Here is a 16,259-nt window from a genome sequence, read left to right on the forward strand (position 1 = left end):
AATCTTACAACTATTTAAAATTTATTTATAATCTTAATTATTATATAGCAAAAAAAGCATTATTACAAATTAATATTTAGGGGGTGGGTGGGCGGGCAGATAAGATAAAAAAACAAAATAGAATTTTATTTAATTATTTTCTCTATTTTTTATATAATTACTTATCATATCATTTATTCTATTCATAGTTTTTAATTCTTCATCGTTTTCATTATTTTCATTACTTTTTAAATAAATATATGCATTATCTTTATTATTATCAGTTTCATAAATATTGATATTGTTTTCAAGAAGCTCTTTTACTATATCTTCTCTAAGCATTAAGCATGCATACATAAGTCCATTAACCCCATCATTAGTTTTATCATTTATATTTGCATGATAATTTATAAGAAGTTTTAATATTTCAGTATTATCATGATTACAGGCATAAATAAGCGGAGTAAATCCTTCATTATTTTTTGTATTAACATCAGCATTATATTTTAATAATAGCTTAACAGTATCAATTTTTTTATAAAAAACAGAAATAAGCAAAGCATCAAAACCCTGTTTATTTTTGATATTTAAATCGGCATTGTTATTAAGTAAAATTTCAGCTATTTTGTCATGTCCGTAAAATGAAGCAAATATCAAAGCAGTCCAATTTTCTTCCGTCTGCAAATTTATGTCAGCATTATTTTTTATTAATTCTTCTGCAATACTGACTCTATTGAATATAGAGGCAAGCATCAAAGCAGTAAATCCTTCATCATCTAATTTGTTTATATCTATATTTTTATTTAAGCATTCTTTTAATGTTTTTAAATCTCCATTTTTAGCAGCATCAAAAAACTCTTTCATATATTTAAAGCCTCAATTTTATTTATGGGTTAAAGTATATTTTACTTTAACCCAATCATTTTTATATTTTTTAGAAGTTAAAAATTAATTAATAAGTTTTTTTTCTAGTTTTTTTAATAACTATAGCAGCAATTAATATAACCGCAATAACAGATATTATAATAATACTGTTATTTGATTTGGTAGTTTCTGTGGTAAGCATTTCTTTCCAAAGGCTTTCCATAAGCAAACTATCTTTCCCATCAGGATTGGCTACATAATGAATCATATTTTCCATAGCCTTTTTATCCGGATATATTCTCCTATCATTTTTTACTTCGTCTGGCATCATATTAACAGCTGTCATATTAGGAGAGGCATATTCTATATAATTGGCATTTGCCAAAGCAACCTGAGGCTCGCATAAGAAATTAAGAAACATATGAGCTTCTTCGACATTTTTAGCATTTGCAGGTATAGCTATGCATTCAACAAATGCATTTCCGCCTTCTTTAGGAATTGCAAAATTAAGATTAGTATTATTTGCTATGGTTCTTAAAGCATCTCCTCCATAAGTAATTCCTAAATAAGCGGATTCTGATTCCATTTTGTCAAATATCTCATCCATAACATATCCCTGAACAATAGGTTTTTGTTTTTTTAAAGCCTCATAAGCATTTCTTATTTCGGTTTCATTTGTACTATTTACATTATATCCCAAATATCCTTTAGCAGCGGCAAAAGAATCTCTAAGCCCATAAGCCATTAATATTTTATCTTTATATTTTTCATCAAATAATAAAGACCAGCTTACATCTTCAGGCTTAACATCAACTTCTTTCATATTATATATTATGCCGCTCATTCCCCAAGTATATGGAATAGTATATTCGCCGTTTTTATCATAAGCTAATGATAAGAAGAAAGGATCTATATTAGTTCTTGCAGGAAGTAAATCTATATTCATTTTTTGCACCAATCCTTCTTTAATCATTCTTATGACCATATAATCTGTAGGAAATATCAGATCATAATCAGTATTTCCTAATTTTAATTTTATATAAAGCTCTTCATTAGAATTAAAGGTTGTATAATTCACTTTAATACCTGTAAGATCTTCAAATTCTTTTACTATATTCATAGAATCATCAGAACCGTCAGCTATATATTCGCCCCAGTTGCATATATTTAATATTCTGTTTTGACCTTTAAATTTTTCATAATAATTTAAATCTAATTTAGTTTTATCTAATTTCTGACCTAAAAGAATATTATTAGATAATATTAAAAAAAAGCACATAATAGAAATTATGTGAAAAATAAAATCGTGAAATTTTAATTTTTTCATTTTTGATTTTTTCTCCTTTTGTAACTATTATAAAAACTAACTTCTAAAAAATAAAGATTCTATTTTATATAATAAAGTTAATATTTTCAATTATATTTATATTTTTTTATATATTTTTATTGCAAAAACTTATTTTATTATTTAGAATATAAAAAAACTTTACATTAATGATAGCAATTAGGATTTTTAAAATGAAGAGATTTACTGCATTTATAATTTTAATATTATTTTTATTTTTTTCATGCTCAAAAAAAGATATGCCGCTTCCTGATGATAAGATAGGGGAGCTTATACTAAATCCTAACGGACAAACTCCATTATCATTACTATACAAAACAGAAACCAACAATAATTATCCTGTTACAGTGATAACAAAGGGAATGCTTGGAGATAATGATATAATATTTACTTACCCTAAAAATTACGGATCTAATTTTGCTATACATGGCATGTACTCTGAGAATACAAATACAGTTTATATTATTAACGGCACTAACAGAATAGCAACCAATATAATAGTAGATAAACTTTATATTGACGGTCTTTATATACCAGCTACTAACAGAGTTATAAAAAATTTAGTTTCTGAAGAGAATGTATATTTTGCCGGTATCAATGATGAAAGTTCAATAAGCAATTTAACTGATAATAATGAAGAGATATATTTTGCTAGCCCTGTTATAAACAGAAGCTGGAAAGGGCTATTTTTAATGGGAGTAAGCAGGAACGGAAATTTGCGTTATGTGAATTATTCCAACTTCTATCTTACCAATGAAATAGCAAAGGTAATTGATGAGGATAATGATATTGTTATTTATGACACTATGGGAGTAAGCGATTTACTTGGAAATGCAAAACTTGATGTTACAAAACTTGATATAGGCGTTCATCATGACACTATAAGAAAAAAATCTAACAGTAATTATATAATGCTTGCAAATTCTGCTTGGGGTGTTGAAGATAGGATTTGTGAAGTTGATAGCAATGGAAATATGATTAGGGATTTGTATGTAGGAGATTTGATAAAAAAGATAGTGAATAAAAATGGAGATGAGGCAGAGAAAGAGTATTTAAAAAAACTTATTTTTGATGAAGACAATAAATATTACAGTATTGGAAGAAAAAAAGATTTTCCTATGGATTGGGCTCATTGTAATTCTTTAGTTTATGATGAGGCTAATGATATACTTTATTTATCTGTAAGAAGTTTAGCAGTTATGGCAGTTGCTTACAGTGAATGGGAGCTTATTTGGTATATGGCTGATGATACATTAGACACTATGGAATCATATAATCCTTACGGCAGATATTTAAAAGATTTAAAATCATTTGATCCTTATAAGGTTCTTGGAGATGGCAATACAGACGGACCTAAAAGTCAGCATGCTTTATTTTTAATATCAACAAATGTAATAGGTATGTTTGACAATCAGGGTGATGAAGATATTAATCCTAATGGCTCAAGGTATGTAGAATATAAAATCACTGGTTCTCATGGTTCTTGGAAAGCTGAAAAAATTTATGAGTATAAAACAGAAAATAAATTATATTCTCACTATATATCCGATATTGATTTTTTAAGTAATGGGAATATGCTTCTTGATTTCGGAAATAATTCACAGATAATGGAAGTAAATAAAGAAACGAAAGAAGTTTATTATCATTTAAGATTTGGAATAAAAACTTGGGGTATTTATAGAATTGATAAAATGCCTTTATATTATTCTGATGGGTATAAATATAGTGAAGATAGTTCTTTTGTGAATTAGTGCATAAGCATATAAACTTTATGCTATTATAATTTACAACATAAAGAAGTGTAATTAAAATATTAAATTCTGCCGAGATATTATTCTATATAATAGATTTATTATTCATTGTAAATCAGTATTCCAATTAGCTGACTGTATCATGATATCAATATCATTAAATGCTTTTGATAATTTATCAAATTCTTTTTGTATTTCTTTAATATTAATTAATACAGTCATTTTTACTTCATTTTTTGCTGTTCTAAAATCTTTGCTGTTTACTTCTTTTAAGATGCTTTTATAAATATCCATTTCTCTGCTTAATTTATCCCTTATATTAATGGCTTCTGATATAGACACTCCGATTTCTAGTTTTGTTGTATGTTCTTTATTACTAATTTTAATAATTAAATCTGATAATTCATTATTTGTTTCTATATATTCTTTAATTAAATCATTAGGGTCTTCATTATTTTCATTATCTTCTTTTATAATAACATTATTTTTTACTCTTTTTTTTAGATTATCAATTTTTTTTATATATTCATCTTTTTTTAATAGTGCTTCTCCTAGTTTCATAAAATTCTCCTTTAAATTTTTTGACATAAATTTATTTTGTAGTATTATATATCTATAAGGCTAAAATATGAACAGATTATCAAAAATAATAATATTATTTTCTTCATTTTTTATATGCAGCTGTCTTAATTTTAATACAGGTTCATTATCTTTTGACAGTAATAATGGAATAGATGATAAATATTATGGTACTTATGAAGGATCAATTACTGTAAGAGAAAATAATAATTTAAGTTCTCAGGCATTTGTTAGTGTAACATTAGGAAGCGGAAGTGCTTTATCTATAAGAATGAATGGAAGCCTTATAAACTTTTATAATACTGCCTATAAAGAAAATATAATAAAAGTTTCTGATAATGTATATAAAGTTGCTATTACTTCATCAGGATATAAATATGATTTTACACTATCTTTCAATAGCAGTTATATGAATTTTTCTTTTTATGCCAATAATAATACCTTAGGCGAAGGCAATTTAACAAAGATAAGATAATTACTATATATAATTTTGTATAAAAATGCACGCAAAGCAGAGTTTAAAATATAAGTTTAGTAAGAATTATAATTTAAACAATTAATAAAAATGCATTTACCGTGCGTTATGTAGATTTTAAGTTTAAAAAAGTTTGGGCGGGTGCTTTAATTTCTAATTAGGCTTTAAATATGATTAGCATTGAAAGTTCTAATATAGTATTAAATTTTAAAGGGCGGGAAATTAGAATAAAATTTAATTATATTTAAAATTATTATCTATATAATTTTTTACTTCTATTAAATCATTAAATTTCTTATATGATAATTCTTTTTCATCTTCTTCAGATAATAAAAGCAAATCAGGAACATAAAATCTTTTTTCTATATCAGCATTTTTAGCAGATAAAAGACCATTTTTAGAATCTTCTAATATTATTACATTATTTTTATCAGCATTAAAATAACTGCATACATTATTATATAGATCAGGATAAGGCTTTGGATGCTCAGCTTCATCACCGCAAATTATATAATCAAATTCTTTTTTGAGATTAGTTTTATCTAAATATAAATCAACTTTTTTTCTTATGCTTGAACTTGCTATAGCTTTTTTTATTTTTTTATCTTTCAAAAAATTAATAAGCTCAATAGCACCATTTTTTATATTTATACCATCTTCTTTTACTATATTAAAAGCCTCTTCAATTTGATTATTTATAATATCATAAAATGTTTTCTCATCAATTTTTGATATTTCTATAATGGTATTTTTTATAGAAGCTTCATTTGAACCTAATATTTTACTGAAGAATAATTTTTCTACATCAATATTAACATTATAATTTTTAAAAGTTTTTTTCCAAGCTTTTAAACTTATAGTTTCAGTATCAAGTAAAAGCCCATCCATATCAAATATTACTAAATCTAATTTATTCATAGTATTTATAAACCTTAAAATTTACTGATTAATGATAATAATATAATACGGATTTTTTTCAATATGATAATCAGTATTTTACTATAAAATAAATTTAATTGCCGTACAAAATTTATATATAAAATAAAACTTAAATAAAATAATAAATAATTTCTTGTGAAAAGTATACTATTTTTAATTTTATTTACCGCACGGTGAGCAAAATTTTAAAGCATAATAAAATTTGAATTATTAAACTATTTATATTTTTAGTTTAGCTATGGTTGCGGTATATTCGCTGTAAATTTAAAAAATCTTGGGTGGGTAGCTAAAATAACTGTTTGAAATAAAAAAGAAAAATAATTTAAAAATTACAGAATAAATTAAAAAGACTAAAGGGTGGCAAGTGTAATTAAATTTTAAAACTTTATTTACATACCCCGCCCTTTTATTTTTATAATTATAATCTGCAATTTTTAACTTATTTATGTTTAAAGATTAATTAGAAATTAAAGAACCCGCCCAAGTTTTAATTAGATTTAAAATCTATTTAACGCACGGTGAGCAGATTTTAAGATATAATATAAGTTGAATTATTAATCTATTTATATTTTTAATTTAGCTAACCGTGCGTTGAGATATTTTTAAAATTTAAAAAATGCTTGGGTGGGTGTTGTAAATTCTAATGAAGCAATAAAAAAATAAAAAACAGAAATAAAAGATAATATTAAAAAATATAAAGGGCGGGCAGATGTAATAAAAATTAAGTAAATATAAATGACAATTTTTGACACATGCATATGCTATAATAACAATATTGAATAAATATTTAAGGAGTATATTTTTATGGATATTTTTGAAATTATAATGAATGCAATTGATGATATTGATGAGGGCTTTGAAAATGTTTTAGAGGCATTGAATAACAAAATAGAAGGTAAAAAATAGATAATGAAGATTCGGCAGAAGAGATAGAAAATAGAGAAGAAACAAATATTATAGATATATCAGCAGAATACATTTCAGAAGAAAATATTGACGATTCAAATAAAATACATATAGGAAAAATAGATGATAATTAAGAATTAATTGCTGTATAAAATTTATATATAAAATAAAACTTGAATTTCAATTATTTTTTACATATAATTATTATAGAATATATCTAATTGGAGCTTAGTATGGATTTTAATCTACCAATGCCTTATGACAAGGATTTAACAGAAGAAGAAAAAACTGCTATAGATAAGTATGTGGATAAAGTTTATGAAGAGTTCAAAGATAATGGAAAACAATTGACAAGATTGGCAGCACAAGCAAGTTCTGCAATATCTGCAGGAAAAGCAAAAGCTGAAAAATTAGCGAATCAGGGATTTTTGAAAAATTTATGGGGAAATATTACAGGAAAAAATAGAAAATTAAGAGGAGAGATAGATAGAGATTTTGCCATATCTCAGCAAGCATGCATAAAGATGATACAAAAACTAGCACAGCAGGGTAAATTGACTTTTGATGCTATAATGGGGGTAAACTTAAAACTTAACTGTTTAGTAACTCAAATAGATAAAGAGTTTAATAAAGTATATTCTCAAATGCATGAAATGATGATTGTGTCAATGTCTAATTTGACTAGAGAGTCCATAAGAATAGATAAACTAGAAAGAAGTATGAATGTTGTACATCTTGAGTCAACTATAGAATATTTAGGGTTTGACGGTGTATTGTATAAAGACTTAGAAAATAATAATGAAAAAATGCTATGTATTATTTCTGATTTCTTTTTGGCTACTAAAGGTAAGTACTCTATTAATGATTTGATGATGTTAAAACCTATGATGAATAACATAGGAATAAATCCAAACGATAAAATAAGTATGATTAGCCTTTATAATACGCTTTTATCTAACAAAAAAATAGCTGATAAATTCTTTGAGGCATTGGATAAAGCAAAATTAAATGAGCTTGAAGATATAGAAGTGCCTTTGCTTGGAAATATCAAAAAAATAGAAAAGCTCGAAACAGATGAAAAATATATTGTAGACAGCATAGTTGATATGTCAGGCAAAGATGAAAAAGAAGTTAAGCTTAATTTACTAAAAAATTATGCGGCTAGTAATTTAAATATGGATTTGGAGAAAGAAAATTCATATTTTGATTTGTCAGTGGCTATGATAAACGAATTGACAGATATAGACTTAGTGGAGATAGAAGAAAAAGAAGAAACTCCTAAAATATCAGCTTCAGTAAATTTAATTTTTGATTTAGCAGTAGAATTAGAAGAAGAAGAAAATCCTGAAGGAAGTTTATATTTATTAGAAAAAGCTAAAGAACATGGATTAGATACAGCAGAATTATATGAAGCAATAGGAAAAGCTTTATTTGATTTAGAAGAATATGAAGAAGCTGCTGAAAATTTTGAATTATCTATAGAAAAAGGATTATATAATCATGCTACCAATTATTTTACTGCAATGAGTTATGTATATGCAGGAAATCCTAAAAAAGCAAAAGAAGCTATGACAAAAGCAGTTAAATTAAAGCCAAATAGCTATGCCGCAAATATTAATTTAGGAGTAATATACAGGAAACTTGGTGAATATTCAAAAGCTGTAGAATACTATGATAAAGCAATAAAAATCAATAATGAAATACCTTTGGCATTTATAAATAAAGCTGAAGCATTAATAGCAAGCGGAGAAAATAGATTTTTAATAGAAGAGGCATTAAATAGAGCAATATCTTTAAACCCAAGCTATGCTGACGGACTTAAAACTACAACAGGAACATTTTATAAAGATTTATCAGGAAGGCTTAGATATTCCTATTATAAAGACAATAATTCCTCGGATAATTTAGTCATAAAAAAAGAAAAAAAGACCAAAAAAAATAATGGTTTCTTCTCTTATATTGATTTTTTCAATAATCTTTAATTATATATTTAATAAAAGGATAAAAACATTATGGATAAATTGGGGCTTGTTTTGGATGGCGGAGGCGGTAAGGGGGCTTATCAAATCGGCGTTTGGAAGTACTTGAAAGAGGTTGGGCTCGACAGAAATATAAAGGCTGTTTCAGGGGCTTCTGTTGGGGCTTTGAATGCCTGCTTTTTCGCTTTGGACGATTACAAATTAGCCGAGAAAATTTGGACTAGAGAAATCAAAAACAAAATATTAAGCATTGACATAGAAAGCACTATTAAAGGTTTCGGCAAATATGGCTCTATGCTTATGACCAATCCTGCCGTTGCTGCTTTTGTGGGTGTTCTTGCTTCTACAGGGGTTCTATCTAGGGACGGTCTTGTGAGCATTATAAACAAGCATATTGATTTAAACTATATTTCAAATATGGATTTTCCTATTTATTGTGCTTGTACTCATATACCGTCATTTGATGCCCATTATTTCAAATTAAATGGAAGAAGTGAAAAAGACATGATTGATATACTTCTTGCCTCATCTGCCATACCTATTTTATTTCCTGTAGAGAAAGTTGACGGCGAAATATATTTAGATGGCGGTATAAAAGATAATTCTCCTCTTACTCCTCTTTATGATGAAGGCTGTACCGACATAATGGTTATACATTTGAAAGCTGATGAGATTATAAAAGACAGAAGAGATTCATCAGCTGTTATATACGAGATATGTCCTCAGGAGGATTTAGGCAATCTTATAAATGGTACTTTGGATTTTTCTCCGGAAGGTGCATACAGGAGAATTGAACAAGGTTATAATGATGCCAAAGAAGTTTTAGAGGCTGCTGTTGAAATTGCTAAGGCTCAGGCTGGTATAATAAGAGATTTAGATATTATGAAAAGTCATGAGAAATCATTCAAACAAAATAGAAAACAAGCACTAGAAGAAAGACAGAAATTAAAATCTAATTTAAACAGTACAATGAAATCATTTATGAATATAGAAGAAGCTAAAAAAAATTATCTAAAAGAACAGAAAAGAAAAAATATTGAGTAATAGATTTAAAATTCTATTTAACGCACGGTAAGCAAAATTTTAAAGCATAATAAAATTTGAATTATGACATAACTTTATATTTTTAGTTTTGTTATGGTTGCGGTATATTCGTCGTAAATTCAAAAAAATCTTGGGTGGGTAGCTAAAATAACTGTTTGAAATAAAAAAGAAAAATAATTAAAAAATTACAGAATAAATTAAAAAGACTAAAGGGTGGGCAAGTGTAATTAAGTTTTAAAACTTTATTTACATACCCCTCCCTTTTATTTTTATAATTATAATCTGCAATTTTTAACTTATTTATGTTTAAAGATTAATTAGAAATTAAAGAACCCGCCCAAGTTTTAATTAGATTTAAAATCTGTTTACCGCACGGTGAGAAAAATTTTAAATCATAATGAAATTTGAATTATAATATAAATTTATATTTTTAATTTAGCTAACCGTGCGTTGTGGGATTTTTAAAATTAAAAAATGCTTTGGGTGGGTGCTGTAAATTCTAATTCAGCAATAAAGAAATAAAAAACTGAAATAAAAGATAATATTAAAAAAGCATAGAGGGCGGGCAATGAGAATAAATTTTAAAAAAATAAAAGCCCCACTATGTAAATATAATGGGACTTTTTTTATTAATAATTATTAAAAAATTATTCTTCTATACTTAAATGAAGTTCTTCTAATTGATCTGCATCTACAGTAGAAGGACAGCCGCTCATTAAACATTGACCTTTTTGTGTTTTAGGGAATGCTATAACTTCTCTAATACTGTCTTGTTTTTGAAGAAGCATAACAACTCTGTCTATACCATAAGCCATACCGCACATAGGAGGAGCACCGTATTTTAATGCATCAAGTAAGAATCCAAATCTTATTTTAGCTTTCTCATCATCTATACCTAAAAGACTAAATATTTTAGCCTGTACTTTACTGTCATAAATACGCTGACCGCCTCCGCCTATCTCATTACCATTTAATACCAAGTCATAAGTATCACTTCTTACTTTTAATACATCAGTATCTAATAAGGCAACATCTTCAGGTACAGGAGCTGTAAATGGGTGGTGAGTAGCGGATATTCTTTTTTCTTTATGATCATACTCAAATAATGGGAACTCTACTACCCAAAGGAAATTTAATTTATCTTTATCTATTAAATTTAATTTCTCAGCAACTCTTAATCTTAAATTACCCAAAGCATCGAATGTAACTTTCGGAGTATCTGCCACAAAGAATAGTAAATCTCCTTTCTCTGCTTTAGTAACTTCTAATATTTTTTTCTGATTGTCTTCAGAGAAGAATTTAACTATGTTTGATTCAAGTCCTTTATCAGTAACTCTCATCCAAGCAAGCCCTTTAGCTCCGAAAATGCCTACATATTTTGTGAAGTCATCAATATCTTTTCTGCTTAATTTTTCACCGCCTTTAGCATTTAAGCATCTTATTATAAACTTATTATCTAAAGCATTTTTAAATACGGCAAAATCACAGCCTCTAACCGCGTCCTCAACATTGATAAGTTTTAATTCAAATCTAGTATCAGGCTTATCGCTTCCGTACATCTCCATAGCATCATAATAGTTTAATCTAGGAAAAGGAGTAGGTAAGTCAATACCGTAAACATCTTTAACTATATTAGCAGTAACATTTTCCATAATAGATAAAAACTCATCAGTATTAAGGAAAGAAGTTTCAATATCTACTTGTGTAAACTCAGGCTGTCTATCTGCTCTTAAATCTTCATCACGGAAACATTTAGCTATTTGATAGTATCTGTCAAAACCTCCTATCATAAGTATCTGTTTAAATATTTGAGGAGACTGAGGCAATGCGTAAAAATCCCCTGCATTTAATCTTGAAGGAACGAGGAAGTCTCTAGCACCTTCTGGAGTGCTTTTATTTAATATAGGAGTTTCTACATCTATAAAGCCATTATCAGATAAATGTTTTCTAAAGGCATTAGTAATTTGAAATCTTTTATATAGATTATTAAATACAGTTGGTCTTCTTAAATCCAAATATCTGTATTTTAATCTTATATCTTCACCTGTATCAATATCATCTTCTAGTAAGAAAGGAGGAGTTTCAGAAGTATTAAGAAGCTCCATTTTTTCAACCATAACTTCTATTTCACCTGTAGGAATTTTAGGATTTACCATTTCAGGACTTCTAGCTCTAATTTTTCCTTCTACGCTGATAACATATTCGCTTCTTAAATCCTGAGCTTCATTATGTGCTTCTTTGCTTATTTCAGGATTGAATACTATTTGTACAAAACCTGTTCTGTCTCTTAAATCTACAAATATTACACCGCCATGATCTCTTCTTCTTAAAACCCAGCCTGCTAGCTTAACTTCTTTACCGATATCATCTTTTGTTAATATTCCATTATAGGCACTTTTAAAACGCATATTGCTCCCTCTTCTTTAATTGATTATTTGTTTTATTGTTTAAAATTTATTAAAAAATAAGATACATTTCTTTTTTGAATAAACATAATTATTATATTATAAATAGGTATAAAAATCAATTACTTAATAGAAGTTATATTGCAAAAATAATTTTATATTATTAAAGCATTAATATATTCATTTTTTAAAATGGTATATTAATGCTTTTTAATTATTAATATTTTTTGTTTTTAATTGTAAATATCGAAAATAAACCTATAAAAATTATAGATATTACTATTAGAGAGCTTCCATATACCATTCCAAGCTCTATTCTCTGACTTCCTATTGCATTAACTATTGCAGTCGTTATAGGTCTGTTATTAGCAACTGATGCAAAAGTAGGAACTCCATAATCTCCCATTATAAATATAAAAGTTATGATAAGGCTGAAAGAAATACCTGTTAACATCATAGGTAGAATAACTTTAAAAAATGTAATAAATCCATTGGCCCCTAAACTTTTAGATGCTTCTTCTATAGATTTAGGAAGAGATATTAGAGATGCGGATGAATTTCTAACCATTACAGGAAGTCTCAAAATAATAAATGCTAAAGGCATAAACCAATAAGTACCTATGAAAGTTATATTTAATACTAAAATATTTGGTACATTATATGAAGCAATTAATGCTATAAGAATAGTTGAAGGCGGAAGTATCCATGGGAGCATACATACATTTTCTAAGAGAGTTCTGCCTTTAATTTTAGTTCTAGTAATAACATATGAAGCAAATATTCCTATAAAAGCAGATACAATTGTAGCTATAAATGCTATTATGATGGAATTATATATAGGCTGTATATTTCTGGAATTTTTAAATACATTTATATAATTTTCTAGAGTATATTGATCATGAAATACAGATGCCCATCTTCCAGATTTTCCAAAAGATATTAGAATAACAGCTATAATAGGAAGTATTATAATAATTGATAGGATAGTAACATATATAGTTGCAATTTTTGATATTGTTTTATTTTTTATAGGAGTAAATGGTATTAAAGAACCTTTGAAATCTTTACCGGAAAAACATTTTAATTCATAATATCTAATTACAGAGATAACAATAATAATAATCAAAGATAGTAAAACAGCTTGAGTAGCGGCTAGATTTATATATCCTGCTTGTTTACTGAAGTATATTTCTGTGCTCATTACTCTAAAATTACCTCCTATAATCATAGGGGCTGAAAATGATCCTGAAGCTGATAAAAAAGTTAAAACAGCAGCTCCTGTAATATGAGGTCCGAAAGATGGAAAAACTATTTGAAAGAAAGTTCTAAATTTTCCAACACCTAAACTTTTTGCTGCTTCTATTTGTGATACATTTATCCTTTCTATAGCTTCTGTTGTAAGCAAATAAAAATATATATACTGAGTAAAAGCATGTATTAGTAATATTCCGCCAAATCCCTCTATAGAATAACTATTTAAAGGAAGTCCCAATAGTTCTCTTAAAGGCCATCCTATAAAACCTCTTACACCATACAAAAATACATAAGCAACTACGACAACTGTACCTGGTACTACCATAGGCAGTAGAACAATTATATGGTATATTCTTCTAAAAGGAATTTGAACAGCATGTATACACAAACTTAAACTGCATCCTATAATACCGCATATTATGACTGTGCTAAATGATAATAATAATGTATTGAAAAAAGCAGAAGACAAATTGGGACTTTGGAATATTTGTTTATAGTTATAAAATCCAAAATTACCATTTTTAGTTAAACTTGATATTAGAGTTATTAAAGATGGATAAACTGCAAATGCAAATAAATACCATATTAATAAAGCTAAAAATAAATAAAATATAATAGATTTATTTTTCAACATTATGATAGTCCTTTATATATTTTCTATAGGTATTAAACTGTTATAATTAAAAGATAATCTTACTTTCTTTCCTTCTAATTCTTTAAAATCTTTATCATAGCAGCTTATATGAATTAATTTTTCATCATCTATTTTTACAAATATTGATGAAATAACCCCAAAAAATTTATAACTTATCAATGTACCGTCTAAATATATTTCATCATTTTTTTTATTTTCATTGGATAATATTATATCAATTTTTTCAGGTCTAATTGAAAATAGCTGTTCATTATCATAATCTTTAAATAAATTTGTATTATTGTTTCCTGAATTGTTCATAGCTGAAATTAATCTAGATTTATTCAAAATATTTGTATTTCCTACAAAATTAGCAGTAAAAGTATTTTTAGGAAAATGATATATATTTTTTGGTGTATCTAATTGATATACTTTTCCCATATTCATAACAGCTATTTTATCAGCTAAATATAATGCTTCTGACTGATCATGCGTAACATATACCATAGTTATTTTTTCTATGTTTTTAATTCTCATTAATTCTTCACGCATTTCTTCTCTGAGTTTTAAATCTAAATTGGACAATGGCTCATCTAAAAGAAGAAGTCTTGGTTTTATTGCAAGTGCTCTTGCAAGTGAAACTCTTTGCTGCTGTCCTCCTGATAGTTCATGAGGAAACCTTTTTGCAAATTTTTTTAATCCCATCAAGTTTATATAGTATTCTAATATTTCTTCTATTTCTTTTTTGCTTTTTTTCCTTATCTTTAATCCGTAAGTTATATTATCTTCCACTCTCATATTTGAGAATAAAGCATAGTTTTGAAATACCACTCCTATTCCTCTTTTTTCTGTAGGAATATTTACTATTGATTCTCCGTTTATTAATATATCGCCGCTGCTTGGTTTTTCAAAACCAGCTATCATTCTCAATATAGTTGTTTTTCCGCATCCCGAGGCACCTAATAAAGAAAAAAATTCTCCGTCTTTAATTTCAAAGTTAACATTATCTACTGCTGTATAATTATCAAATTTTTTAGTTAAATTTTTTATAGATAATTCTGTTTTTTTCATTTATTAGTACCTCCTAAATATTGATTTTGTTATTTACTCCTTATATTATCATCAAAATATTTTACCCATTCTCCCATTTTTTCAGATACATAAGCCCAATCTATATCCATAGATGGTATATCAAATTCTTTCATCCATTGAGGAGATTCGGCCAAAGCATTAGGATCTGTAGGCATCCTGTTAAATTCATTTGCCAATATTATCATATTTTCTTTACTTCCTGCAAATTCTATAAATTTTTGTGCATTTTCAGGGTTAGGTCCATTTTTTACAGCAGCAATAGCATCTATAATATTTATTACTCCGCTTTCTGTTCTAGCTATATCCCAAGGATAATTTGATTTGTATATTCCATCAGCTATATATGGCAGAACAAACATAGAAATATTACCTATAGGTGAGTTAATATCATTATACATAATTCCTGATTCAGCATAATATCTGTAAACATTATCATCAAATTTCTTTAAAAAATTCCAAGCTCCTTCTATACTATCCTGCTTTTCAAACTGATAAACCATTACCGCTAAAAATATGTTTGCTGTACCTCCTGCCCTAAGCCATAATAATTTATCTTTGAATTTTGAATTAGTTAAATCTGACCAATCTTTTGGTATTAAATCACCTTTTACATTATTAGTATTATAAAATAAAACAGCAGGTGTCTGCATAGGTCCATACCAATATCCGTCTTTATCAACGAACATAGGATCTATATTATCTTTCCAAGTAGGATTTGATTTTTCTAATAATCCCTCTTTTTTTAAAATTTCCATATAAGTTGCAGAACCGCCGTACATAACATCTGCTTTAGGACTGTCTTTTTCAGATCTTATTCTTTCAACTACAGCATCTGTTCCCGCTTGAACAAATTCAACATATATACCTGTTTCCGCCTCAAATCTTTCTGCTATATTTTCCAATAAAGGATCTGTATGCGGTGAATAAATTACTACCTTCTCCTTATTGTTCTTGCTAGAACATGAAACTATAAGAACAAATATTAAACTGAAAATAAAATATTTTTTTAACAT

The 16,259-nt window shown here is 27.0% G+C and carries 12 protein-coding genes; 4 read left to right on the forward strand and 8 right to left on the reverse strand.

Going from position 1 to position 16,259, the window contains the following annotated elements:
• Positions 1–129: 129 nt before the first annotated feature.
• Both BHAMNSH16_RS07180 and BHAMNSH16_RS07185 read right to left on the reverse strand, forming a co-directional pair.
• A complete protein-coding gene (locus tag BHAMNSH16_RS07180; RefSeq protein ID WP_088859740.1) occupies positions 130–843 on the reverse strand; it encodes an ankyrin repeat domain-containing protein in 714 nt (237 codons plus the stop codon).
• An 88-nt stretch (positions 844–931) separates the two neighbouring features.
• On the reverse strand, positions 932–2,170 hold the full coding sequence (locus BHAMNSH16_RS07185; protein WP_069731921.1) for an ABC transporter substrate-binding protein: 1,239 nt from the start codon (positions 2,168–2,170) through the stop codon (positions 932–934).
• 191 nt (positions 2,171–2,361) lie between these two features.
• On the opposite strand from BHAMNSH16_RS07185, the gene BHAMNSH16_RS07190 reads away from it, so the two are divergent.
• The gene (locus tag BHAMNSH16_RS07190) at positions 2,362–3,939 is read left to right on the forward strand and encodes an aryl-sulfate sulfotransferase (RefSeq protein WP_069731922.1); all 1,578 of its coding nucleotides are present in this window, start codon (positions 2,362–2,364) and stop codon (positions 3,937–3,939) included.
• A gap of 105 nt (positions 3,940–4,044) precedes the next feature.
• Here the strand turns inward: BHAMNSH16_RS07190 and BHAMNSH16_RS07195 are convergent, their stop codons facing one another.
• Positions 4,045–4,500 (reverse strand): DIP1984 family protein, encoded by a 456-nt coding sequence (locus BHAMNSH16_RS07195; RefSeq protein WP_069731923.1) that lies wholly within the window; start codon positions 4,498–4,500, stop codon positions 4,045–4,047.
• Positions 4,501–4,567: 67 nt separating this feature from the next.
• Between BHAMNSH16_RS07195 and BHAMNSH16_RS07200 the strand changes: the two genes are divergently transcribed.
• A complete protein-coding gene (locus tag BHAMNSH16_RS07200) occupies positions 4,568–4,993 on the forward strand; it encodes a hypothetical protein (protein WP_069731924.1) in 426 nt (141 codons plus the stop codon).
• 234 nt (positions 4,994–5,227) lie between these two features.
• On the opposite strand, the gene BHAMNSH16_RS07205 is transcribed toward BHAMNSH16_RS07200, so the two are convergent.
• Positions 5,228–5,911 (reverse strand): HAD family hydrolase, encoded by a 684-nt coding sequence (locus BHAMNSH16_RS07205; protein ID WP_069731925.1) that lies wholly within the window; start codon positions 5,909–5,911, stop codon positions 5,228–5,230.
• A 1,160-nt stretch (positions 5,912–7,071) separates the two neighbouring features.
• Between BHAMNSH16_RS07205 and BHAMNSH16_RS07215 the strand changes: the two genes are divergently transcribed.
• Positions 7,072–8,820, forward strand: coding sequence for a tetratricopeptide repeat protein (locus BHAMNSH16_RS07215; RefSeq protein ID WP_241033576.1), 1,749 nt, complete (start codon positions 7,072–7,074; stop codon positions 8,818–8,820).
• A 30-nt stretch (positions 8,821–8,850) separates the two neighbouring features.
• Entirely contained in the window at positions 8,851–9,861 is a 1,011-nt protein-coding gene (locus BHAMNSH16_RS07220; RefSeq protein WP_039954936.1) for a patatin-like phospholipase family protein, read from the forward strand.
• 647 nt (positions 9,862–10,508) lie between these two features.
• Here the strand turns inward: BHAMNSH16_RS07220 and aspS are convergent.
• The 4 genes from aspS to BHAMNSH16_RS07240 form a co-directional block, all read right to left on the reverse strand.
• The gene (aspS, locus tag BHAMNSH16_RS07225; protein ID WP_008729017.1) at positions 10,509–12,269 is read right to left on the reverse strand and encodes an aspartate--tRNA ligase; all 1,761 of its coding nucleotides are present in this window, start codon (positions 12,267–12,269) and stop codon (positions 10,509–10,511) included.
• Between the two features lie 214 nt (positions 12,270–12,483).
• Positions 12,484–14,154, reverse strand: a complete 1,671-nt coding sequence (locus BHAMNSH16_RS07230) for an ABC transporter permease (protein WP_069731926.1) — start codon at positions 14,152–14,154, stop codon at positions 12,484–12,486.
• A 12-nt stretch (positions 14,155–14,166) separates the two neighbouring features.
• Complete coding sequence (locus BHAMNSH16_RS07235; protein WP_008729011.1) at positions 14,167–15,225, reverse strand: ABC transporter ATP-binding protein; 1,059 nt, start codon at positions 15,223–15,225, stop codon at positions 14,167–14,169.
• 29 nt (positions 15,226–15,254) lie between these two features.
• On the reverse strand, positions 15,255–16,259 hold the full coding sequence (locus BHAMNSH16_RS07240; RefSeq protein ID WP_008729008.1) for an extracellular solute-binding protein: 1,005 nt from the start codon (positions 16,257–16,259) through the stop codon (positions 15,255–15,257).

The sequence above is a fragment of the Brachyspira hampsonii genome (assembly GCF_002214805.1).
In the GTDB taxonomy this organism is placed as follows: domain Bacteria; phylum Spirochaetota; class Brachyspiria; order Brachyspirales; family Brachyspiraceae; genus Brachyspira; species Brachyspira hampsonii.

What these genes read in the sequence shown, in the direction of transcription:
- BHAMNSH16_RS07180 (WP_088859740.1), bottom strand. Translation starts at nt 843, where the DNA reads ATGAAAGAGTTTTTTGATGCTGCTAAAAATGGAGATTTAAAAACATTA.
- BHAMNSH16_RS07185 (WP_069731921.1), bottom strand. Translation starts at nt 2,170, where the DNA reads ATGAAAAAATTAAAATTTCACGATTTTATTTTTCACATAATTTCTATT.
- BHAMNSH16_RS07190 (WP_069731922.1), top strand. Translation starts at nt 2,362, where the DNA reads ATGAAGAGATTTACTGCATTTATAATTTTAATATTATTTTTATTTTTT.
- BHAMNSH16_RS07195 (WP_069731923.1), bottom strand. Translation starts at nt 4,500, where the DNA reads ATGAAACTAGGAGAAGCACTATTAAAAAAAGATGAATATATAAAAAAA.
- BHAMNSH16_RS07200 (WP_069731924.1), top strand. Translation starts at nt 4,568, where the DNA reads ATGAACAGATTATCAAAAATAATAATATTATTTTCTTCATTTTTTATA.
- BHAMNSH16_RS07205 (WP_069731925.1), bottom strand. Translation starts at nt 5,911, where the DNA reads ATGAATAAATTAGATTTAGTAATATTTGATATGGATGGGCTTTTACTT.
- BHAMNSH16_RS07215 (WP_241033576.1), top strand. Translation starts at nt 7,072, where the DNA reads ATGGATTTTAATCTACCAATGCCTTATGACAAGGATTTAACAGAAGAA.
- BHAMNSH16_RS07220 (WP_039954936.1), top strand. Translation starts at nt 8,851, where the DNA reads ATGGATAAATTGGGGCTTGTTTTGGATGGCGGAGGCGGTAAGGGGGCT.
- aspS (WP_008729017.1), bottom strand. Translation starts at nt 12,269, where the DNA reads ATGCGTTTTAAAAGTGCCTATAATGGAATATTAACAAAAGATGATATC.
- BHAMNSH16_RS07230 (WP_069731926.1), bottom strand. Translation starts at nt 14,154, where the DNA reads ATGTTGAAAAATAAATCTATTATATTTTATTTATTTTTAGCTTTATTA.
- BHAMNSH16_RS07235 (WP_008729011.1), bottom strand. Translation starts at nt 15,225, where the DNA reads ATGAAAAAAACAGAATTATCTATAAAAAATTTAACTAAAAAATTTGAT.
- BHAMNSH16_RS07240 (WP_008729008.1), bottom strand. Translation starts at nt 16,259, where the DNA reads ATGTTAAAAAAATATTTTATTTTCAGTTTAATATTTGTTCTTATAGTT.